Below are 19,506 nucleotides of genomic sequence, written 5' to 3' on the forward strand. Positions count from 1 at the left end.
CATTTTGAGTTATCACATCCATGAGGATTCTCATAAACCGTGCCCGGGCGGCTTCTGCCGCAGGAAGCGGTTTTTTTTGTATGCTTTTTGGAGTTCAGATACTCTCGCAATAGTCAAATGAATTTCTATACATAAATGAAAATGTATGCGTTTTATCTATTATAGCACATATTTCGCGTATTTTTGAAAACGTTCTTAAACCCAGTAAAGACAAGCATTTACGATGCCAAAAAACAATTTGTGAATTTGTTGTGAACGATTGACAAAAACCCCCTTCAAACTTATATTAGTAGTGATTATTATAATTGACGGAACAATGCTTTTATCTACGAAATCGGAAAAAGCGGGGGAGATCAATGATGAAAACGTGGCAGGCTGGAAAGCGGCTTCTTCCCATGACCGCAGCGCTTGGACTCATTCTTGCCGGATGCGGGCGGGAGGACCTGTCTGTGCTTCGTCCGCAGGGACCGGCTGCGCAGAGCTCGTTCGACCTGATGAGGCTGTCGATAACGATCATGATCGTTGTACTGCTGATCGTCTTTTCCATTGCCGCCTACGTGCTGATCCGTTTCCGCCGCCGGCCGGAGCAGAGCGAACCGCCTGAGCAGGTGGAAGGCAGCCTCAAGCTGGAGGTGCTCTGGACGGTCATTCCGCTGATTCTCGTAGTTGTTCTTGCGGTTCCTACGGTCAGAGCCGTATTTGCCGCCGGAAATGATCATGCCAGCGACAAGAATGCGATAAAGGTCAAAGTGACCGGACACCAATACTGGTGGGAATTTGAGTATACCGATTACGGAATTACGACAGCGCAGGATCTGGTGATCCCGGCAGGCAAGGATATCGCCTTTGAGCTGAGCACGAAGGATGTGCTGCATTCCTTCTGGGTGCCTTCCCTCTCCGGCAAAATGGATACCAACCCCGATGGCACGACGAACCGGTTCAGCTTCAGTGCGCCAAATGAAGGCGTTTACCGTGGCAAATGCGCGGAGCTGTGCGGCCCATCCCACGGGTTCATGGAGTTCAAGGTGAAATCGGTCAGTGAAGCGGCGTTCCAGAAGTGGGTCGATTCCATGAAAGCTCCGGCTGTTCTGCCGGAAGATCCCGCGTTGGCCCAGACGTTCAAAGCCCAGTGCCTGAGCTGCCATGCCGTAGGGGATCAGAAGGATCTGTCGCTTGCGCCCAACCTGACTGGAATTGGCTCCCGCGAGTCGGTGGCCGGTATTCTGCTGAACGATGATACAGGTGTGGACGGAGAGCCTGTTCTCGACAATCTCAAGACCTGGCTGCATAATCCTGCGGAGGTCAAACCGGGCAACAAGATGCCAAATCCCAAGGAGCTGGGCTTAAGCAAAGAACAGATTGACGGAATCGCCGAGTATTTGGCTGGCTACACGCTGGAATAGAGATTCAGCCGGCATAATTGAAAAAGGGGGTACGAACCTTGGCTCAAGCAGCGCAATCCCTGATTCCTTCCCAGCCCTTGAAGCATGGTCACAGCGTGAAGCGGCATACCGGGCTGATGGACTGGATTACCACCGTCGATCATAAAAAGATAGCAATTCTGTACCTGTGGGCCGGAGGATTCTTTTTTGGCATCGGCGGGCTTGAGGCCATTCTGATCCGTATCCAGCTGATCAAGCCGATGAATACCTTTCTGAATGCCCAGACGTTTAATGAGCTGATCACGATGCATGGCACAACCATGATTTTTCTGGGGGTCATGCCTGTAATCTTTGCGCTGATGAACGCGGTGATTCCGCTGCAGATCGGCGCGCGCGATGTGGCTTTTCCTTTTCTGAATGCGCTCGGCTTCTGGACATTTTTGTTCGGTGGCCTGCTGCTGAATCTCAGCTGGATCATGGGCGGTGCGCCCGATGCCGGCTGGACCTCCTACACGCCCTTGTCCACAACTCAATACAGCGGGACGCATGGCGTGGACTTCTACACCATCGGGCTGCAAATTGCCGGCCTCGGGACTTTGATCGGCGGCATTAATTTCCTCGCAACTATCATTACAATGCGCGCCCCTGGCATGTCCTATATGCGGATGCCGATGTTCGTCTGGGCGAGCTTTATTACCTCGGCTATTATCCTGTTCGCTTTTCCCGCTATTACAGTAGGCCTTGTGCTGCTTACGTTCGACCGGATTCTTGGAGCTAATTTCTTCGACACATCGGCAGGCGGCAATTCGGTGCTCTGGCAGCATATCTTCTGGATCTTCGGCCATCCCGAGGTGTACATTCTTATCCTCCCGGCCTTCGGCATTATCTCCGAGGTGATTCCAACCTTTTCACGCAAGCGGCTGTTCGGTTATAGTTCGATGGTCTTCGCTACGATTCTGATCGCCTTTCTGGGCTTCATGGTCTGGGCGCATCATATGTTCACCACCGGTCTTGGTCCGGTAGCGAACGCATTGTTCTCGGTTTCTACCATGCTTATTGCTGTACCGACCGGGATCAAAATCTTCAACTGGCTGTTCACCATGTGGGGCGGGCAGGTGCGGTTCACCACCCCCAACCTGTTTGCTGTCGGCTTCATTCCCACCTTCACTATGGGCGGGGTTACCGGGGTGATGCTGGCTTCTGCTCCTGCGGATTTCCAGTTCCATGATACGTATTTTGTCGTGGCGCATTTCCACTATGTTATTGTCGGCGGTCTGGTCTCCGGCCTGTTCGCGGGTCTGCACTACTGGTGGCCGAAGATGTTCGGTCGGATGCTGAGTGAAACCCTTGGCAAATGGACGTTCTGGACCTTTATCATCGGATTCCATCTCACCTTCTTCCTGCAGCATTTCCTGGGGCTGATGGGGATGCAGCGGCGCGTGTTCACGTATTTGCCGAATCAGCAATTCGATCTGCTGAACCTGGTCAGTACCGTCGGGGCGGGACTGATGGGTCTGGGAATGCTTATATTCCTGACTAACATTTACCTTACTTCCAGAAAACCGGCTGATGCGGGGGATGACCCCTGGGAGGACGGCCGTACCCTGGAGTGGACGATTTCCTCGCCGCCGCCGGAATATAATTTCAAGCAGACACCGCTGGTACGGGGGCTGGATGCCTTTTGGAAGGAAAAAACCTCCGGCCATACCGCCATGATTCCGTCCGAGCCGGTCGGCCCCATTCATATGCCGTCGGCGACGATCCTGCCGTTCCTGATGTCGCTCGGCATCTTTATTGCCGGACTTGGCTTCATGTTCAGCCGCGACAACTTTAGCAGCGGATTCATGAGCTTCATGTTTAACAACTATTTGGTTACGGCCATCGGGCTGCTGATTACCTTCGGGTCGATGCTGATACGCTCGCTTGTTGATGATTACGGCTGGCACATCGAGCCTGAAGAGCTGGAAGGAAGGTGAGCAGACATGACAACGGCACATGCTGAAGCATCAGACACTTTACCTCTCGAACCGGAAAAAGCGACCCCGGAAGGGCGTAACAAGGTGCTGGCCTTCTGGCTGTTCCTTGGCGGGGAGTCGGTGCTGTTCGGCACACTGTTCGCCACGTTTCTGGCGCTGCGCAATCAGACGAATGAGGGGCCGTCAGCGAACGAACTGTTTCACCTGCCTTTGGTGGCAGCGGCAACATTCCTCTTGCTGGTCAGCAGCCTGACCAGTGTGTTCGCCATTCAGGCGATGCATCGGCACAAGCCGGCACTGCTGCGCAACTGGCTGCTTGTTACGGTATTTCTCGGCCTTTGCTTTCTTGCGCTGGAAATCTATGAATTCAGCGTGTATGTAAGACATGAGGAGTTCGGCATGACGACCAGCGCGTTCAGCTCAGCGTTCTACACACTGGTAGGCTTTCACGGCGCTCACGTAGCCTTCGGCATCCTCTGGATTTCCGTGCTGATCGGACAGTTGGCCCGCAAGGGGCTGACGGTAGTCACCGCGCCAAAAATTTATGTGTCCGCGATGTACTGGCATTTTATTGATGTGGTGTGGGTCTTTATCTTTACGGTTGTATACCTGCTCGGAAAGGTGGGTTAACCATGACGACGGAACAGCACTCCCCGGACGGCGCGGTGAAGCACCGGCATAGGCATGAAGGGCCGCAGCGGCATATTGTGGTGTTTATCTTCTCTGTTGTTCTCACGCTGATTGCCTTCGCGGCTGTAGCTGCCGGAGGGGTCAACGCGACATTTGCAGTAATCCTGCTGCTGGTCATGGCTGTGCTGCAGGTCATTCTGCAGATGGGCTTCTGGATGCACCTCAAGGACAAGGGGCATCTGCTGCCGATTGTGTTCATGCTGGGCGGCTTTTTTATCGCAGGCACTTGTATCGTGATGGCGCTGTACTGGGTCTGGTGGGATTAGCGGGAGGGGCGGTGCTTGTAAAGTACATGATTCCGGGGCCCCTGCAAAGAATCCGGGTGGCCATAGAAGCCAAAGCCCCACTTTGTGGGGTTATTTCGCTCTGGGCGAGAGGATTAGTTGGAAAAAGTAAACTTAATTCTCGGCATTTGGGGCCGAAACGGATGTTAGTTGGAAAAAGTAAACTTAATTTTGCTGAAAACAGCGGCTGAGTGAGTTTTCTTCTGAATTAGTGGGACAAATTCCACTTAGCGGCCGTAGCGGCGGGTTTATAGAAGGATTAGTGGTACTAATTCCACTTAACAATCGAGGGGAGGAGCGCGGAGGGGAACGGGAGGCTGTGACGTCATTGCTATTGAGCAACGGGCAGACATACTCAGCTAGGGTAGAGGGGAAGCGCACGTTAGCTGTACGGGAAACACATTTGCCTTGAGGGCTTAGGAGCAGGCCGCGCCTACCCGTAGTTTCGCGAACCTGCGGGGGGACTGCGTGAGGCCGCAGATCGGCTGCCTGGTGCCCCACCCGGCCCTCGCAACGGCCACCAGCCGAAGAGCGCGGCTCTGTGAAGCACTCAGGAACTGCGCGCCCCATGCCTTGTCCCATCGAACATACCACGCCCGAGGAGGCCTTAATCATGCCGGGATTAGCCTATTTTAGCTTTGCCGAGCTGTGGAGTCCGCTGTTTCTGGCGGCAATGCTGCTGCTGGCAGCGGGGTATTTTGTGCTGATAGGGCCGCTCGCCAGACGTTTCCCCGGTTCATCTCTGGTCCCGCTGTGGCGGCGGCTCTCGTTCACCTGCGGCATGCTGGCGCTCTATCTGGCTCAGGGCGGGCCGCTTAGCCTGCTGGGGCATATTTTGTTTTCTTTTCACATGGTGAGCATGGCCTTCTCCTATCTGGTGGCGGTGCCGCTGATCATGCTGGGCATTCCGGATTGGGGCTGGCGCGCTTTGCTGGGGAGACTTCCGCATCGGCTGTCTTTTCTGGCCCAGCCTGTACTGGCGGCGCTGCTGTTCAACGGACTGTTCTCGCTGTACCATATTCCGGTGGTCCATGACTATGTTATGGTGCATTTTACGGTGCACCGCTTGTATTATGGTGTGCTGTTCCTGACCTCTGCGCTCATGTGGTGGAATCTGATCAACCCGCTGCCAGAGAGGCGAAGCTTGAGCGGGCTCAGCCAGGTGGGTTATATCTTTCTGAACATGGTGCTGCTGACGCCTGCATGCGGACTGATTATTTTTGCGGGAGCGCCGCTCTATGCTACCTATAGTGATCCAGGCACATGGGCGCGCGCGATGGGGTATTGCGTATCGGGAAGTCCCGCAGCGCTTCTGCAGGCTTTTGGCGGTCCGGCTTTCTTTGGCTGGCTGTCACCCAAGGCCGATCAGCAGGTAGGCGGAATCGCCATGAAGTTCATTCAGGAATTTATTTTTGCTTCGATGCTTGTCTTTGTGTTCTATCATTGGTATAAAAAAGAGAACGGACAAGAGGGTGCAGAGGACTCCGCGCTTTCTTCCGGGCAGGTAGAGCACCGAGGAGGATAATCATGGACATTTTTACAGTGTTTCCAACGATCAGCACATCGTTTATTGTGATTAGTGCGATACTCGTGGCTATCGGCTGGGGACAAATTATTAAGGGCAAACGCGAGGCGCACAAGAAGACGATGATTGCCGCTGCTGTAGCTGCTATCCTGTTCTTCATCGTATACGCGTCAAGAACAGTGTTCGTGGGCAATACATCCTGGGGCGGTCCTGAGAATCTGTCGCTGCTGTATCACATCTTTCTGATTTTCCATATCGTGCTGGCGACGGTAGCGGCTGTATTCGGGATTACGACGCTGATACTCGGATTTAAGGCCGAGTACGCCAAGCACCGGAAATGGGGCAGAATCACCGCTGTGATCTGGTTCATTACAGCCATTACAGGGGTGGCAGTATATGTGCTGCTGTACATTTTCTATCCGGGCGGTCATACAAAGCCAGTGTGGGAAGTCATTCTAGGCGCATAATGGCATAAGTGTTGCTGTAAAAGAAAAAGACCTGTGAGCTCTGCAATTCCGCTTGGGAATGCAGGCTCACAGGTCTTTTCTTCTCGCTGATTAAGTCCCGCCGGGGTTTACAGACGGAAGGTGGCAACAGTGTTCTGCAGCTCTTCGGCCAGATTGGCCAGGGATTGGGCAGAGGAAGCCGTCTCCTCACTGCTTGCGGCTGATTGCTCGGTAGTTGCAGAAATGTTCTCAACGGCGGCCAAGACATTGGTTGACTGTGCCGCTTGTTCTTCACTGGCAGCGGCAATCTCGGAAATTTTCTGGCCGGCATTATTCACCATCGAGACAATCTTGTGGAAGGCAGTTCCGGTTTTCTGGGACAGTTCGGCGCTTTCCTGTACGGAATTCACACTGTAGCGGGTGTTCACCTGCATGCCTTTGATGATGCCCGTAATCTGCTTGGTCGCCTCACCGCTGCGTTCGGCCAGCTTCCGCACCTCATCGGCTACGACGGCGAAGCCGCGTCCTTGCTCTCCGGCTCTTGCCGCTTCGATGGCGGCGTTCAGTGCAAGCAGATTCGTCTGGTCGGCAATATCCTCGATGACATCAATAATATCTCCGACCTTTTGGGAGTCCTCCTCCAGCCGGGACATCTGGTCACTTACCGACTGCATGCTCTCCATAGATTCCCTAATGATATTATTGCCGTCTTCGGCAATCTGGACGGTCTCATCCGAGATGGATGAAGCCTGTTCCGTGTTCTGGGCTACGGAGTGAATCGCGCTGGAGAGCTCCTTGAACAACTCACTGATCGTGCTGGCATCGTTCGCGGTGCTTGCGCTGCCGCTGGCAACCTCCTGCGTGCTTGCGGAGATTTCCTGGGCGGATGCGGCCAGGCTTTGGGAATGCGACAATATTGCACCTACGGTGTTGCGGAGATTGAGGACCATCTCGTTCACCTTGGACGCCAGCATCCCTATTTCATCCTTGGTATCAATATCCACTTGGGTGCGCAGATCACCATCCGTTACTTTTACGAGGGTTTGGACTACCCGGGCCAGCGGCCTCGAAATGACTCTGGAAATGACAATGCCCAAAACAATACATAGCAGTACAGCAATAATAATGACCGAAAGGGTAATCGTTCGTGAAGAGCTGTACAAGTCAGCTCCGTTTATTCTGGCCTGGTCTGCTTCCTTGATGTTGATGCTGATGAGGCTGTTAATGATTTGCTTGAGAGCATCTGCCTGGTCAGACAGCGTGCTGCTGCGGAGCTTGCCCAGAAGCTCATCGTCCCGCCCGGCAAGGGCCGAGCTGACAATGGATTCGTATGTAGTCAAATACGCATTCCAGGCGTTTTCGAACGGTTCGATCGCTTTGATGGAGTCCTGGCTGAGCTTGGTTTTACGGAAAGCTGCTATATTATCCAGCACATTTTGTTTTTCAACCTTATAGTCCTCCACGCGCTGTTTCCGTTCATCTAAGGATTCTCTAATATATAGGTCCCGGGCAATTCCGCGCATAGTGGTGAAGCTGTTCTGGGACGCCTGAAGTGAGGAGACCGGAATCAAGTTGTTCTTGTACATGTCGTCCAGACTGTTGTTTATCGAGCCAAGGTTGCTCAGTCCATAGACGCCCACAAATGCCAAGATAACAGCGACCACCAGAAAGGAAGAGATTAATTTCACGCTTGTTTTCAAGTTATAAAACCATTTCATACCTGTTTCCTCCAGTTAGCATTTATTTTGTTGAACCGTAAAGCTTCATTGAATAAAAATGCTGCCAGTGTCGATGATCAGTGCAATTTTGCCGTTCCCCAGTATGGTTGCCCCTGCAATGCCATCGGCCTTGCCTATGTATGAGCCCAGTGATTTAATGACGATATCCTGAGTTCCGACCAGTGCGTCTACAGTCAGCGCGATCCTTTTCTCGCCACGGCCAAGAATGATTAGAGGGAGCGAATCTGTTAACCCTTCTGTTCTTGGATAGTGAAAATAATCATGCAGCCAAACAACAGGCACGAGCTGGCTGCGGACTGTAACGACGGGGTTGCCCCTGACACTCTTGACTTCCCCTGCAGCGGTGCGGATAATTTCAGCCACATTGCTCATGGGAATCACAAAGGTTTCCTTGCCTGCCTTAACCAGAAGCCCTCTGATAATAGCCAAGGTCAAGGGGAGCTTGATCCGAAAGCGGGTGCCTTGTCCTTTGACGGTTTCAATGTCGATGATTCCGTTGATCCGCTCAATATCGTTGCGGACAATATCCATGCCAACCCCGCGCCCGGAGATATCGCTCACCTCAGTGGCGGTAGAGAATCCGGGTCTGAAAATAAGGCGCAAGGCTTCATCCTCATTCATATAGCGGGCCTCTTCGGCTGTAATGATGCCTTTGTTCACGGCTGACTGCGCAATTGCCTCCGTATCTATGCCTGCCCCGTCGTCTTCAATGACGAGGATGATCTGATTATCCTCATGAGCGGCAGAGACACGGACGATTCCCGTTTCATTCTTGCCAACCGCACGCCGGATTTCAGGTGTCTCGATTCCATGATCAAGGGCGTTGCGGAGAAGATGGATTAGCGGATCGCCCAGCTCCTCAATCAGTGTCCGATCCAGCTCGGTCTCCTTGCCTTCAATCACCAGTTCAATTTGCTTGCCCAGCGAATGCGACAAATCTCTGACCATGCGCGGCAGCCGATTGAACAGTTGCTCGATAGGCAGCATTCTGACCTTGATCATGCTTTCCTGCAGCTCGCCGGTGATGGCTGACAGATGGTCGGAAAGCTGTCCCAGCTCATCTATTAGGTTATCTGCGCCGAATTTCTGGTGAAAGCTCCGGTGCAGCTGCCCGAACTGGGTTTGATCTATGACCAGCTCTCCTGCCAGATTCATGAGCTTCTCCAGCCGGTCAACACTAACACGAATCGTTTGTGACTTCATTTTGTCGGCCGCAGCAGAACTTGTCCCGGAGAGCTCGTGATCTTCCTGGCCCCCTTGAGGTTCCGCTTTGTTGTCGTTGTCTTGTTGAAGGGAAGTCTCCTTTAGTTCTTCTATGGTGATGCTCTCGACATCCATTATGGAGGCAATGGTATGTCTGATTTCATCGACATCGCCCCTCGGAGCCAGCATCCAGGAAGCACTTTCCAGGCCGCTGTCATCAATATCCTTATCCTCCAGCTCCGGCTTCATTTGAAGGACAGTGGTCAGGCTCCGTAGCCTGGCGTCGATCAGATGCAGGCGCGGCAGCCTCATTTCGCATGATGGGGACAGACGGACATGGAACCACAGCAGCAGGAGGGGGGCTGCATCCCTATTGTGATGCTGTACAGTGGGACTGCGCACATACCCCTGGGCTCCAAATGAACTCAGCCTGTGGACTAGCTCGGATACGTCAGTGGTTTCGTTGTCCTCCGTGGCAATTTCCGTTTGCAGCGTCCGCATTCCGTCCAGTGCCTGGAAGAATAGCTGAATGAGCTCTGGCGTAACATGCAGTTCGCCGTTTCTCATTTGATGAAGCAGATGCTCAAGGTGATGGGTAACCTCTTTGAGCTTGTTATATCCCATCGAAGCCGAGGAGCCTTTGAGCGTATGCGCCGCCCGGAAAAATTGCTGTATGCCGGCTTCCGTTTCCCCAGCTTGCTCCAGCCGGAGGATCTCATCTTCTATGAGCTGCAGCTGCTCCTCCAGCTCCTCCAGAAAAATCCCCCGGTATTCTGATAAATCAACCATAATGCACCTTCTCTCCCATGTTGCCTTCGGTTATTCGCGCAGCAGTATCTCATCCAGCTTCAGAATTCCAACGAGTGCTGAAGAGGAGAAGCCGATGCCTGTAAAAAGGGAGCCGCTGATCCCGGAGAAGCTGTCCGGCGGGGGCTGGATATCACTGAACGTAGTTACTTTGTTTACCTTGTCCACAATGACGCCGATGGCTTCTTCCTGATGATGAACCACCAGGATACGCGTGTGCTTGGTCTCGGCGGTTTCCCCCATATCCAGAAGAAATCGCAGGCTCAGCACTGGTACAATTTTTCCCCTGAGGTTGATAATGCCCTTAACATAGTGGCGGCAGTTCGGGATTTCCGTGATTTCCTGCATTCTGATAATTTCATGAACATCGGAGATAGGAATTGCATAATGCTCGTCCTCCACCCCGAACTCGACGTACTGTTTCTGTGCTGTCGACTCCATAATAGTTCCTCCGGTTTCTCTACGAGTGGTTAAGAATCACCGCTTCTCTGGAGCGGGTGACTTAAGTCCTCCCTTCTTCAAGTATCCGCGCCTTGTAATTATCCAGCGGGATGAATATTTTTCCTCTGTTTTAAGGGGAAATAACAAAAAAACCGGGAAGATGTCGTACAATATCACTTATGCGACATTCCATAACCTAAGAGGAGCAATGAAATGACAGTAGAACAGGCAAAATCTAATGAAGTTCAGTTGGATTTAGTGGAGGGCGGGGATGGTCTTAGCAGCGACGAAAAGATCGTGCAGATGTTTCTGGCAACCTGCTGCGCAAATGCAAATACGCGCCGCAACTATGGGCGGGCAATCACTGCTTTTCGTAAATTTATTTCAGGCAAATTATTGCGGGAGGTTACCTGGAGGGAGATTGAGGCTTATAAAATCTTTCTGACACAAGGCGGCTACAGTTATCCGAAGCAGCTAGCCCCGGCCAGCATTGCCGCCTTCATTGCACCCATAAAATCATTTTATAAATGGGGCAGCGGCCAGCATATTGGCTTCTTCAGCAGCAATCCGACCTCCAGCGTACGGATTCCCAAAATTACGATTACCAGCAGAAGAAATTTTTTGACCAAAAGAGAAGTGGGGAATTTACTTGGCGAGCTGCAGAAGCAGGGTCTGCGGAATTACTTAATTGGGCTGACGCTGGTCATGCTGGGCTTGCGTGTATCGGAGCTGACGGCAATGAGATGGGGGGATTTCCATACAGATCCTCTGGAAACCTCGATTTGGCTGACAATTGCGAATGCCAAGGGCGGCAAACGCCGTGAAATCAAAGTGCCGCCTACGCTGTGGCAGTTATACTCCGAGCTCTCAAGCTCCCTTGCGGAAAACGGGGAGCCGGATGGGTCGCTTCGGATGTTTCCGTTGTCTTCAAGGCAAGTGGAGCGGATCATCAAAACAGCCGGAGTGATCAGCTCCATTGAGAAGGAGCCTACCCCGCATTGGCTGCGGCACACCAATGCTACGCTTGCGCTGCTGCAAGGCGCCTCGCTTCAGCAGGTGCAGGAATCGCTTGGGCATTCTCACATCAATACTACACAGCGCTACCTGCATACGGTGCAGCAAATCCAAAAGGCCGCCCCCGATTTCGTCGAGGACAGCCTGCGAACTTTTATTCAATGAGACAAGGTTTGACAAATAACGATAATTTTTCTGATGAGTTCCTATACAGCGTTATGAAAATAACCTATAATGTAGGCATAACAGCTTCGATATGCATAAATGTGCAATTATCCCTTTTTTTAACGGGAAAAATGTCGCATAAGTGATATTGTACGACATTTTCAGTCATGATATACATACTTACTTGGATATGCATTTATAAAACATCTACTTTCTCCCAAAAATTTGGTTGTTAAACCCCCGCTGATTTTCACTTTACTCAGTGAGAAGCCATACTGATCAGACAGGGACAGTTTGATCAGTTGTCGTCCCGCTTCTACAACCTGTTAAGGGAGTTTTTGCTCATGGCGTACTATGTGTTCAACAGCTATACCGCAAGCAATGGCGTGGTTCTGAAAGTAATTAAGACTTCCCCTCGAAATGTATATCCCGACAACATCGACGAATGTGGCGAACTGCAATGCTACCGTTGCAATGAACGGCGGATTTTTTGACTCCGGCGTCCCGCGTCCTTATGGAATTTGTTCAATTGCTGCCAATGATGGAGAACAGATCGGTTCGAAGGATTACGAGAATGGCTACCGCAACCTGTATGAAAATGGAATAATTGCCCGCGGTACACTGGCTTGGGATGGAACTAACCGAAAGTACTATCTGGCTGTGGTAGAGGACCTGAGCGATTTCGGGTTCACCGCATACTCCAGCAGCAACTGGATTCAGGGTGGGATCAGCATGAATCTTCAGAATGATTCTACATGGCGCAACCAAGCGGTTAACATTGAAAAAATGTATAACCCCGACGGCAAGGTAACACGCTCTGGTCTGCTGTATGGCGCCTCTCTGAATCTGTATCTGGTCACTACACCAACCGGTTGTACAGCCGCTGCCTTTAGAGCAGCCATTAAGGAAAAAGTCGAGCCAAGCAACAAACTGGAAGGTATTTTCCTGGATGGTGCAGGTGTGCCGCAAATGAAATGCCCAGAGTATACAACGACTGACCAGACTCGCATCATGCCTACAATTTTACGGGTTTCCCATAACGTAGACCTGTAGGTACAACAACAATAAGGCAGCCCTACCTTCAGAGCAGAAGGTAGGGCTGCTTTTACATAAATATAACAATTTAAATGTTTCACGCTATAAATTATCCTTCTATTTCTCGCTGAAACGGATACCTGAAAGCGATACGGAGTATCGCTGCTTCGGAAGCTTAGGCTTCTTTTAAGGACGGCGTAGCCGTTTCCACTTGTTGCTCACAATTGTTTACACCGCTTACGGCTCGGTTCCCCAGACAAGCTCCAGCTTCACGAAGCTGCCCAGTACGTTAGTATTGCCCAGGGCGGCATAGCCGGAATGAAAGGATAAAGGCGTATCCCCGTCAATAGTGAACCAGTAACGGATTTTCAGACTGCTTGCGGGTACTGCGGTGGTTCCATTATTTTTGATGATAAAAAATGGCTTCACCTGGTTATCTGACGCGTACATGGAATAGTCGTTGACATTGGAAATATCAGGTCATATACTGTGTATATAGATATATACAGTAAGCACACAGCGATACACAATATACACGGTATCCGCTGACGCCTACGCTCATGAGACGACAAAGCGAGGTTAGAGTTCATGACAACCATAAGAAATGCCTGGATTATTGTCCGGAGCGACCTTCGGGCCGACAAGCTGAAGATCCTGCAGGCGCTGATATTCGCCATTTTATTTATGGGTTATATGTCCATATTTAACGGAATGATTTTCAGTGATGTCCTGGGGGAGGGGGAGGGGGAAGTTCTGGCTGATTTCCTGCTGCTCGCTATGACTCCGATGCTTGGCTTCACCTTCTCCAAGCGCACGATGAAGTATTGGAGTGAGGATTCTTATACGAGAATGCTCGCTTACATGCGAACTCTTCCGATTCCGTCTGCTGTAATTTTGTGCAAAAGAAAACTGCACACCGTGTGCTCTTTCGGGCTGAACGGAGCGCTCTATTTCGGCCTCACGTATGCCATCAGCGGCCAAATCCGAAGTGAATTATCCATCCCCGGCTATCTTGCCTTTGCACTGACCTGGATCGGCTTTGGACTTATGATGTCGGGACTTTACATTTTCATCGAATTATCGTTCAGCGGCAAAATATATTTCTGGTTCCTCCTGCTCATTACGCTCCTGTGCCTGGGCATAGCGCTGCTGATTTGGTTTTCGGGAGGGAACCTGTTCCTCTTCAGTGTTCAAAGTGCGAAGGAATGGGGCTTCGCCTCTCCCCTCATGTGGGCAACCCTGCTGCTGGGCACGCTGTCGGTACAGCTCTTTTCCAAATGGACCATACACCGGCTGAAGAGCCGTGATCTCGTATGAAGGGGCTGAATGGCAAGAAGGCCATCCGGCTTGCCGGGGCCTGGAAGGTTGGTGGAAATCATGTGGATTCCGATTCAAATTAATGAGAACAGCGCCGAGCCGCTCTACCACCAGATCGAAACCCAGCTCAGATCGCTGATTATCAGCGGAGTCATCACCGAAGGTACGCTGCTTCCCTCGATCCGTGAATTTGCCGGTGACCTGAAATGCAGCGTCATTACGGTTCGCCGGGTCTATCAGGATCTGGAGAATGAAGGGCTGCTGCGGACGAGGCAGGGTACGGGTACTTTTGTCTCTCATGTGGGTGGTGACGCGATGGAAGGCTACAAGAGAGAGGCTATCCGCAAAGCGCTGGAGGGTGCGGTGGATGTCGGCTTATCGGTAAACTGTTCGGAAGAGGAACTGACAGAACTGTTCATGGAGATTGTGAAGAACAAATATAAGGCACAGAAATGAAGGGTGGGGTCATTCAATGGTACAGCAGGCTATAGAGCTGCGGAATGTGAGCAAGAAGCGTCGCAACAGAACCATAGGGCCGCTTAATCTGAATCTCCCGCAAGGCTATATTACCGCACTGGTGGGCCAGAATGGCTCCGGCAAAAGCACGCTGCTGCACATGCTTCTGCAGCTTACGTACCCCGAAGAAGGAGAGATCCGCTGGTTCGAGCAGCAGCATGCGGACGGTCTGCCGCTGGAGGTTCGCCAGAGCATTGCCTACGTCCCGGAGACCTCGCAGTCTGAGGAGAGATACTGGACTGCCGAAGGTGCGGGCGAATTCCGCCGCCAGTGGTATCCGGCTTGGGATCATGGCTATTTCCAGGAGCTGCTTGCGAAATTTGAAGTCCCGAAGGGGGCAAGGCTTGGCAAAATGTCCAAGGGCGAGCGCCGGAAATTCGAGATTGCCGCTGCGCTTGCGGCCCGCCCGAAGCTGCTGCTGCTGGATGAGCCGTCCTCGGGGCTGGACCCCTTTGCCTGGAAGATCATGATCGAAACGCTGCGCAAGCACATGGATCAGACCGGTGCTACCGTGGTGATCTCTACCCATATCGTCGAGGAAGTGCGGCGGCTCGCCGATTATATCGTGCTGATGCATCAGGGGCAGCTGCTCGGCATGGCCGAGAAGGACAGCTTGTTCGGCTCCTGGAGTGAGATTTCCGTTCAGATGGAGCAGGAAGAGCTGGATGAGCTGGCGGCCGAGCTGCCGGGAGCGATGCATTTTGCGGTGGAGACACCGGGAGTCGCTTCATTTATATCCCCGCAGGCAGAGCAGAATGAGAAACGCATCCACGATTTGGGCGTAAAGGTTATTAAGACCCGAAGCTTGGAGCTGGATGAAATCTTAAGCTTATGGACACAGGGGCATCGCCCCGTTCTGATTGACCAGGAGAGAGGAGATTAAGAGAATGGAAGCTTTGAAGCTGGAACACGTAGTGAAGCAGTATGGTGACAAAACCGCAGTAAATGGAATCAGCCTGAAGGTGGAGCAAGGTGAGATTTATGGACTGCTCGGTGCCAACGGCGCCGGCAAAACAACAACCATGCGCATGGTGCTTGGCCTGATCTATCCTGACGAAGGGAAGATACTCTACAACAACAAAGCATACAGCAATGAGCTGCAGCATCTGATGGGATATCTCCCGGAGGAACGGGGTCTGTATCCGAAGGTCAAGGTCAGCGACCAGATCATTTATCTGGCCCGGCTGCGCGGCATGTCGGCAAGCGATGCGGATAAGAGCCTGCGCTACTGGCTGGACCGCTTCGACGTCCCGGAATACTACAATAAGAGAATCGAAGAGCTCTCCAAGGGCAATCAGCAGAAAATGGGCTTTATCGCTGCTGTTGTCCATAAACCGCAAATTCTGGTGCTCGACGAAGCTTTCAGCGGTTTAGACCCTGTCAATGTAGAGCTGCTCAAGGATACAGTAAAGGAACTGCGCGATCAGGGCACCAGCATTCTGTTCTCCACTCACCGGATGGAGCACGTGGAGGAGCTGTGCCGCAATATTACCATTCTCGACCGTTCCAATACGGTTGTTCAGGGCGATATCCGTGAGATCAAGAAGGGCTACCCCCGCGAGGAGGTTATACTGCGGACAGTGGGTGAAGTCAGCGGACTGGAAGGCATTCCAGGGGTAAGCGCAGTACAACGGCAGGAACGCGGTTATGTCCTTTCGATCAGCGAGCTCGGTGCGGCGCAGCGCATTCTGCAGCATGCCATATCGGCGGGAGAAGTGGAGCATTTCGAAATCAAGGAACCAACCTTGAACCAAATCTTTATCAGAGCGGTGGGTGAATCTAATGAATAAGATGGGAACAATTATCGGCTTTACCTTCAAAAATAAAGTGAGAACCAAGTCGTTTACGGTAACGACGCTGATTCTCGTGCTGCTGATCAGCATCGGTATGAACATTCCGTATATGATCAAAGTATTCAAGGGCGACGATGGTGCTGCCAAGACTACACAGATTGGTGTAGTAGCTGAGCAGGGCAACCGTGTTGCCGATCTCCTGGTGGCCTTTACGCCTCCTGCGCCTGCGAATGCGGATAAAGCTGCAGACAAGGTGGCGCTTACGCCGTATGCATCAGCAGATGACGCTGCTCTGAAGAAGGGGCTGGATGACGGAACCATTGAAGGCTACCTTACTTTTGCCGCACAGGCCGGGGATGGCGTGCCTCCTGTAACCTATCACAGTAAAGACGGAGAGCTGAATGGAGACGTGCAAACCTATCTCCAGAACGCGCTGCAGCAGGTCAACACCCAGTTGATCGTCGGCGACAAGCTGACCCAGGAGCAGGTAGCTGCCATGTTCGCCCCGGTATCCATCGGTACACAGCAGATCACCACGGACGGAACAGCGGGCGTGGACGCACCTGAGAAGTCTAAACCTATCATTAACTATGTCATCGTGTATGCTCTGCTGTTCCTGTTCTTTATGTCGATTATGATGACCGGCAATATGATTTCAGCCGAGGTAACCTCGGAGAAAAGCTCGCGTATTATGGAAATTCTGATTACCAGCGCTTCGCCGCTTACGCAAATGTTCGGCAAGGTCATCGGTATCTTCCTGGTCGGCCTGCTGCAGATTGCAATTATTTCCGCCAGCGTCGCCGCCAACCTGATGCTTCCGCATAATGCCAGCATATTGTCCGACTTTGATTTGGATCTGGGCCAGCTAAATGCTGGAATCCTGGTATATGGTCTTATTCTCTATATTCTTGGATACTTCCTGTATGCGCTCATGTATGCAGCCGTAGGCTCCATTGTCAGCCGTACGGAGGATCTGGGGCAGGCATTGATGCCGGTTCTGATGCTGGGTCTTGTCAGCTTCTATATTCCGATGTTCAGCATTTCGGCCCCGGATACCATGCTTATCAAGGTAGCCAGCTATATTCCTTTCACTTCACCGCTCAGCATGCTGCTGCGCATCGGTGTAGGGGAAGTCGCTTTCTGGGAAATTGCCGTTTCGCTTGTGATCCTGCTTGTGACCACCTTCGTTATGGGCTGGCTCGCTGCCAAGATCTACCGCACCGGCGTCCTGATGTACGGCAAACGCCCAAGCATCAAAGAGATCAGAAAAGCGATGAAGGCATACAAGATTTAGAGCGTGGATAACAGGTGTGGGCAATACGTAATATTGTCACACGTAAGACGAACTAATGTCATAGATAGTCAGAAGATTTGTCATAAAAATACAACGGAATTCTAGATAAATGCTGTTGCATCAAAGGGTTTGTGTGGTTGTTGCTTTGGATTTCAAGTATTCGGAAAGTGTCTTTTCATAAGATTGGGAATCCCTATGGTTGAATATGGATTAGCACTTTCCGAATCAGAAATTTGGGCTCTACTGGATATTCTTGATTATGCTAATTACAAACTGAAAAGAAAGGGCTGTCCCAAGTAGCCATTTCATGGCTTTTGGGACAGCCCCCCCTATATTGAAAGTAAATTATCCGAGCAAAATCGCTTCGATCCGTTCCAGTTCTTCCGGCTAAGCTCCGGTGCATTTAACGATACCGCATCCTTGAAGCGCGATCACTTCATGCACTTGGAAAAGCCAATCTTTTCAGAAGCACATACTTTCGTTGGATCTAGAGCAATCTTCGTCATGGAGCTGCGGCAAGGAAGTAGTTTGTGTGGTCACCCTTTCTCTAGAAGACTTGAACGACTTCATGAATGCCATCCACTTCTTCAAAAATGGCACGTTCAATTCCAGCCTTCAATGTGATCGTTGCACTAGGACAGCCGTTGCACGCTCCCAGGAATTTTAGTTTAGCCACTCCGTCCTTAACTTGAACCAATTCGGCATCTCCGCCATCGCGGTTTAAAAAAGGACGCAGTCTTCTCAAAACATCATCTACATCTTCGAACAATTCCTCAGAATCTCCCACTTCATGACTCCTTTCATAAAGGCTGTGTGAAGAAGAATTGCAATGATGTCACTTGGCGATTTTTGCGAAGTATTCTAATGTTCTAACCAGTTGCGCGGTGTAAGACATTTCATTATCGTACCAGGCTACAGTTTTCACCAGTTGCTGGTCGCCAACTGTTAGAACTTTTGTTTGAGTTGCATCAAAAAGAGACCCAAATGTCATTCCTCTAACATCGGAAGATACGATCTCGTCCTCAGTATATCCGTATGTTTCTGGATCTGATGCTTTTCTCATAACGGCATTAACTTCTTCAACCGTAACCTTCGTGTTCAAAACAGCTACGAGTTCTGTTACGGAGCCTGTTGCTACAGGTACACGCTGAGATGCACCATCAAGTTTACCCTTCAATTCAGGAAGAACGAGGCCAATGGCTTTAGCAGCACCGGTGGAGTAAGGAACAATGTTCTCTGCTGCAGCCCGTGCTGCGCGGAAGTTTCCTTTTGAATCTGGTGCATCAAGAGTATTCTGGTTGCCTGTATAAGCGTGAACGGTGGTCATCAACCCGGACTGAATTCCAAATTTATCGTTCAAAGCTTTAGCCATGGGAGCGAGACAGTTCGTTGTGCAAGAAGCACCGGAAATGACGGTTTCCGTTCCGTCCAGTGTTTCATGGTTTACGTTATATACGATGGTCTTCATGTCGCCTGTTGCCGGAGCGGAAATAACGACCTTCTTTGCTCCGCCTTTCAGGTGAAGCTCTGCCTTTTCTTTGGTGGTGAAGAAACCAGTACATTCGAGTACGATAGCTACGCCAAGCTCGCCCCAAGGGATTTCTTCAGGGTTGCGGTTAGCCAGCACTTTAATTTCTTGGCCGTTAACAGTAAGAGATCCATCATGAACTTCAATGTCACCATGGAAAGTGCCTTGTGTAGTATCATATTTGAGCAGATGCGCCAGCATTTTTGCGTCAGTTAAATCGTTTATCGCTACAACTTCGATATTTTCCATTTCCTGAATACGACGGAAAGCGAGTCTTCCAATTCGCCCAAAACCATTAATGCCTACTTTTATACTCATTGAATAGTCCTCCTGTTTCGTTCTAAATCCATT

General features: G+C 51.3%; 19 protein-coding genes. 13 read left to right on the top strand and 6 right to left on the bottom strand.

Annotated elements, in window-relative coordinates:
- The first annotated feature begins 356 nt into the window (after window positions 1-356).
- The 6 genes from coxB (at window position 357) to ACX1DY_RS29470 (ending at window position 6,324) form a co-directional block, all read left to right on the top strand.
- Window positions 357-1,403 (top strand): cytochrome c oxidase subunit II, encoded by a 1,047-nt coding sequence (coxB, locus tag ACX1DY_RS29445; protein WP_458967674.1) that lies wholly within the window; start codon window positions 357-359, stop codon window positions 1,401-1,403.
- A gap of 116 nt (window positions 1,404-1,519) precedes the next feature.
- Window positions 1,520-3,358: a cytochrome c oxidase subunit I gene (gene ctaD / locus ACX1DY_RS29450; protein WP_458967700.1), complete on the top strand. Its 1,839-nt coding sequence runs from the start codon at window positions 1,520-1,522 to the stop codon at window positions 3,356-3,358.
- A 6-nt stretch (window positions 3,359-3,364) separates the two neighbouring features.
- The gene (locus ACX1DY_RS29455) at window positions 3,365-3,988 is read left to right on the top strand and encodes a cytochrome (ubi)quinol oxidase subunit III (protein WP_458967675.1); all 624 of its coding nucleotides are present in this window, start codon (window positions 3,365-3,367) and stop codon (window positions 3,986-3,988) included.
- 2 nt (window positions 3,989-3,990) lie between these two features.
- Window positions 3,991-4,314 carry a cytochrome C oxidase subunit IV family protein gene (locus tag ACX1DY_RS29460; protein WP_458967676.1) on the top strand — a complete coding sequence of 108 codons (324 nt, stop codon included), beginning with the start codon at window positions 3,991-3,993 and terminating at the stop codon, window positions 4,312-4,314.
- Window positions 4,315-4,945: 631 nt separating this feature from the next.
- A complete protein-coding gene (gene ctaG, locus ACX1DY_RS29465) occupies window positions 4,946-5,857 on the top strand; it encodes a cytochrome c oxidase assembly factor CtaG (protein ID WP_458967677.1) in 912 nt (303 codons plus the stop codon).
- A 2-nt stretch (window positions 5,858-5,859) separates the two neighbouring features.
- Window positions 5,860-6,324 carry a DUF420 domain-containing protein gene (locus ACX1DY_RS29470; protein ID WP_458967678.1) on the top strand — a complete coding sequence of 155 codons (465 nt, stop codon included), beginning with the start codon at window positions 5,860-5,862 and terminating at the stop codon, window positions 6,322-6,324.
- Between the two features lie 107 nt (window positions 6,325-6,431).
- On the opposite strand, the gene ACX1DY_RS29475 is transcribed toward ACX1DY_RS29470, so the two are convergent.
- Genes ACX1DY_RS29475 through ACX1DY_RS29485 form a run of 3 tightly spaced genes read right to left on the bottom strand, consistent with a single transcriptional unit; the run spans window position 6,432 to window position 10,493 of the window.
- A complete protein-coding gene (locus ACX1DY_RS29475; protein WP_458967679.1) occupies window positions 6,432-8,021 on the bottom strand; it encodes a methyl-accepting chemotaxis protein in 1,590 nt (529 codons plus the stop codon).
- 45 nt (window positions 8,022-8,066) lie between these two features.
- Window positions 8,067-10,034 carry a chemotaxis protein CheA gene (locus ACX1DY_RS29480; protein WP_458967680.1) on the bottom strand — a complete coding sequence of 656 codons (1,968 nt, stop codon included), beginning with the start codon at window positions 10,032-10,034 and terminating at the stop codon, window positions 8,067-8,069.
- A gap of 30 nt (window positions 10,035-10,064) precedes the next feature.
- Entirely contained in the window at window positions 10,065-10,493 is a 429-nt protein-coding gene (locus ACX1DY_RS29485) for a chemotaxis protein CheW (RefSeq protein ID WP_458967681.1), read from the bottom strand.
- Between the two features lie 213 nt (window positions 10,494-10,706).
- Here ACX1DY_RS29485 and ACX1DY_RS29490 point away from each other — a divergent pair, with 213 nt between their 5' ends.
- Both ACX1DY_RS29490 and ACX1DY_RS29495 read left to right on the top strand, forming a co-directional pair.
- Window positions 10,707-11,672 (top strand): tyrosine-type recombinase/integrase, encoded by a 966-nt coding sequence (locus ACX1DY_RS29490; protein WP_458967682.1) that lies wholly within the window; start codon window positions 10,707-10,709, stop codon window positions 11,670-11,672.
- Between the two features lie 420 nt (window positions 11,673-12,092).
- Entirely contained in the window at window positions 12,093-12,725 is a 633-nt protein-coding gene (locus ACX1DY_RS29495) for a hypothetical protein (protein ID WP_458967683.1), read from the top strand.
- 219 nt (window positions 12,726-12,944) lie between these two features.
- Here ACX1DY_RS29495 and ACX1DY_RS29500 read toward each other — a convergent pair whose 3' ends face one another.
- Window positions 12,945-13,157 (bottom strand): cellulose binding domain-containing protein, encoded by a 213-nt coding sequence (locus ACX1DY_RS29500; RefSeq protein WP_458967684.1) that lies wholly within the window; start codon window positions 13,155-13,157, stop codon window positions 12,945-12,947.
- Between the two features lie 138 nt (window positions 13,158-13,295).
- Here ACX1DY_RS29500 and ACX1DY_RS29505 point away from each other — a divergent pair, with 138 nt between their 5' ends.
- The 5 genes from ACX1DY_RS29505 to ACX1DY_RS29525 are packed head-to-tail and all read left to right on the top strand — an operon-like array spanning window position 13,296 to window position 17,627.
- Window positions 13,296-14,024 carry a hypothetical protein gene (locus ACX1DY_RS29505; RefSeq protein WP_458967685.1) on the top strand — a complete coding sequence of 243 codons (729 nt, stop codon included), beginning with the start codon at window positions 13,296-13,298 and terminating at the stop codon, window positions 14,022-14,024.
- A gap of 60 nt (window positions 14,025-14,084) precedes the next feature.
- Window positions 14,085-14,480: a GntR family transcriptional regulator gene (locus tag ACX1DY_RS29510; RefSeq protein WP_458967701.1), complete on the top strand. Its 396-nt coding sequence runs from the start codon at window positions 14,085-14,087 to the stop codon at window positions 14,478-14,480.
- Window positions 14,481-14,496: 16 nt separating this feature from the next.
- Complete coding sequence (locus ACX1DY_RS29515) at window positions 14,497-15,423, top strand: ABC transporter ATP-binding protein (RefSeq protein ID WP_458967686.1); 927 nt, start codon at window positions 14,497-14,499, stop codon at window positions 15,421-15,423.
- A 4-nt stretch (window positions 15,424-15,427) separates the two neighbouring features.
- Window positions 15,428-16,330 (top strand): ABC transporter ATP-binding protein, encoded by a 903-nt coding sequence (locus ACX1DY_RS29520; protein WP_458967687.1) that lies wholly within the window; start codon window positions 15,428-15,430, stop codon window positions 16,328-16,330.
- The gene (locus ACX1DY_RS29525; RefSeq protein ID WP_458967688.1) at window positions 16,323-17,627 is read left to right on the top strand and encodes an ABC transporter permease; all 1,305 of its coding nucleotides are present in this window, start codon (window positions 16,323-16,325) and stop codon (window positions 17,625-17,627) included. The genes ACX1DY_RS29520 and ACX1DY_RS29525 overlap by 8 nt, the downstream gene beginning before the upstream one ends.
- Window positions 17,628-18,174: 547 nt before the next feature.
- On the opposite strand, the gene ACX1DY_RS29530 is transcribed toward ACX1DY_RS29525, so the two are convergent.
- Together ACX1DY_RS29530 and gap are read right to left on the bottom strand one after the other, a co-directional pair.
- Window positions 18,175-18,414, bottom strand: a complete 240-nt coding sequence (locus tag ACX1DY_RS29530) for a NifU family protein (RefSeq protein ID WP_458967689.1) — start codon at window positions 18,412-18,414, stop codon at window positions 18,175-18,177.
- Window positions 18,415-18,462: 48 nt separating this feature from the next.
- Window positions 18,463-19,473, bottom strand: a complete 1,011-nt coding sequence (gap, locus tag ACX1DY_RS29535) for a type I glyceraldehyde-3-phosphate dehydrogenase (RefSeq protein WP_458967690.1) — start codon at window positions 19,471-19,473, stop codon at window positions 18,463-18,465.
- Window positions 19,474-19,506: the final 33 nt, after the last annotated feature.

It is taken from the genome of Paenibacillus sp. BAC0078 (assembly GCF_054483875.1).

What these genes read in the sequence shown, in the direction of transcription:
- coxB (WP_458967674.1), top strand. Translation starts at nt 357, where the DNA reads ATGATGAAAACGTGGCAGGCTGGAAAGCGGCTTCTTCCCATGACCGCA.
- ctaD (WP_458967700.1), top strand. Translation starts at nt 1,520, where the DNA reads ATGGACTGGATTACCACCGTCGATCATAAAAAGATAGCAATTCTGTAC.
- ACX1DY_RS29455 (WP_458967675.1), top strand. Translation starts at nt 3,365, where the DNA reads ATGACAACGGCACATGCTGAAGCATCAGACACTTTACCTCTCGAACCG.
- ACX1DY_RS29460 (WP_458967676.1), top strand. Translation starts at nt 3,991, where the DNA reads ATGACGACGGAACAGCACTCCCCGGACGGCGCGGTGAAGCACCGGCAT.
- ctaG (WP_458967677.1), top strand. Translation starts at nt 4,946, where the DNA reads ATGCCGGGATTAGCCTATTTTAGCTTTGCCGAGCTGTGGAGTCCGCTG.
- ACX1DY_RS29470 (WP_458967678.1), top strand. Translation starts at nt 5,860, where the DNA reads ATGGACATTTTTACAGTGTTTCCAACGATCAGCACATCGTTTATTGTG.
- ACX1DY_RS29475 (WP_458967679.1), bottom strand. Translation starts at nt 8,021, where the DNA reads ATGAAATGGTTTTATAACTTGAAAACAAGCGTGAAATTAATCTCTTCC.
- ACX1DY_RS29480 (WP_458967680.1), bottom strand. Translation starts at nt 10,034, where the DNA reads ATGGTTGATTTATCAGAATACCGGGGGATTTTTCTGGAGGAGCTGGAG.
- ACX1DY_RS29485 (WP_458967681.1), bottom strand. Translation starts at nt 10,493, where the DNA reads ATGGAGTCGACAGCACAGAAACAGTACGTCGAGTTCGGGGTGGAGGAC.
- ACX1DY_RS29490 (WP_458967682.1), top strand. Translation starts at nt 10,707, where the DNA reads ATGACAGTAGAACAGGCAAAATCTAATGAAGTTCAGTTGGATTTAGTG.
- ACX1DY_RS29495 (WP_458967683.1), top strand. Translation starts at nt 12,093, where the DNA reads ATGTATATCCCGACAACATCGACGAATGTGGCGAACTGCAATGCTACC.
- ACX1DY_RS29500 (WP_458967684.1), bottom strand. Translation starts at nt 13,157, where the DNA reads ATGTACGCGTCAGATAACCAGGTGAAGCCATTTTTTATCATCAAAAAT.
- ACX1DY_RS29505 (WP_458967685.1), top strand. Translation starts at nt 13,296, where the DNA reads ATGACAACCATAAGAAATGCCTGGATTATTGTCCGGAGCGACCTTCGG.
- ACX1DY_RS29510 (WP_458967701.1), top strand. Translation starts at nt 14,085, where the DNA reads ATGTGGATTCCGATTCAAATTAATGAGAACAGCGCCGAGCCGCTCTAC.
- ACX1DY_RS29515 (WP_458967686.1), top strand. Translation starts at nt 14,497, where the DNA reads ATGGTACAGCAGGCTATAGAGCTGCGGAATGTGAGCAAGAAGCGTCGC.
- ACX1DY_RS29520 (WP_458967687.1), top strand. Translation starts at nt 15,428, where the DNA reads ATGGAAGCTTTGAAGCTGGAACACGTAGTGAAGCAGTATGGTGACAAA.
- ACX1DY_RS29525 (WP_458967688.1), top strand. Translation starts at nt 16,323, where the DNA reads ATGAATAAGATGGGAACAATTATCGGCTTTACCTTCAAAAATAAAGTG.
- gap (WP_458967690.1), bottom strand. Translation starts at nt 19,473, where the DNA reads ATGAGTATAAAAGTAGGCATTAATGGTTTTGGGCGAATTGGAAGACTC.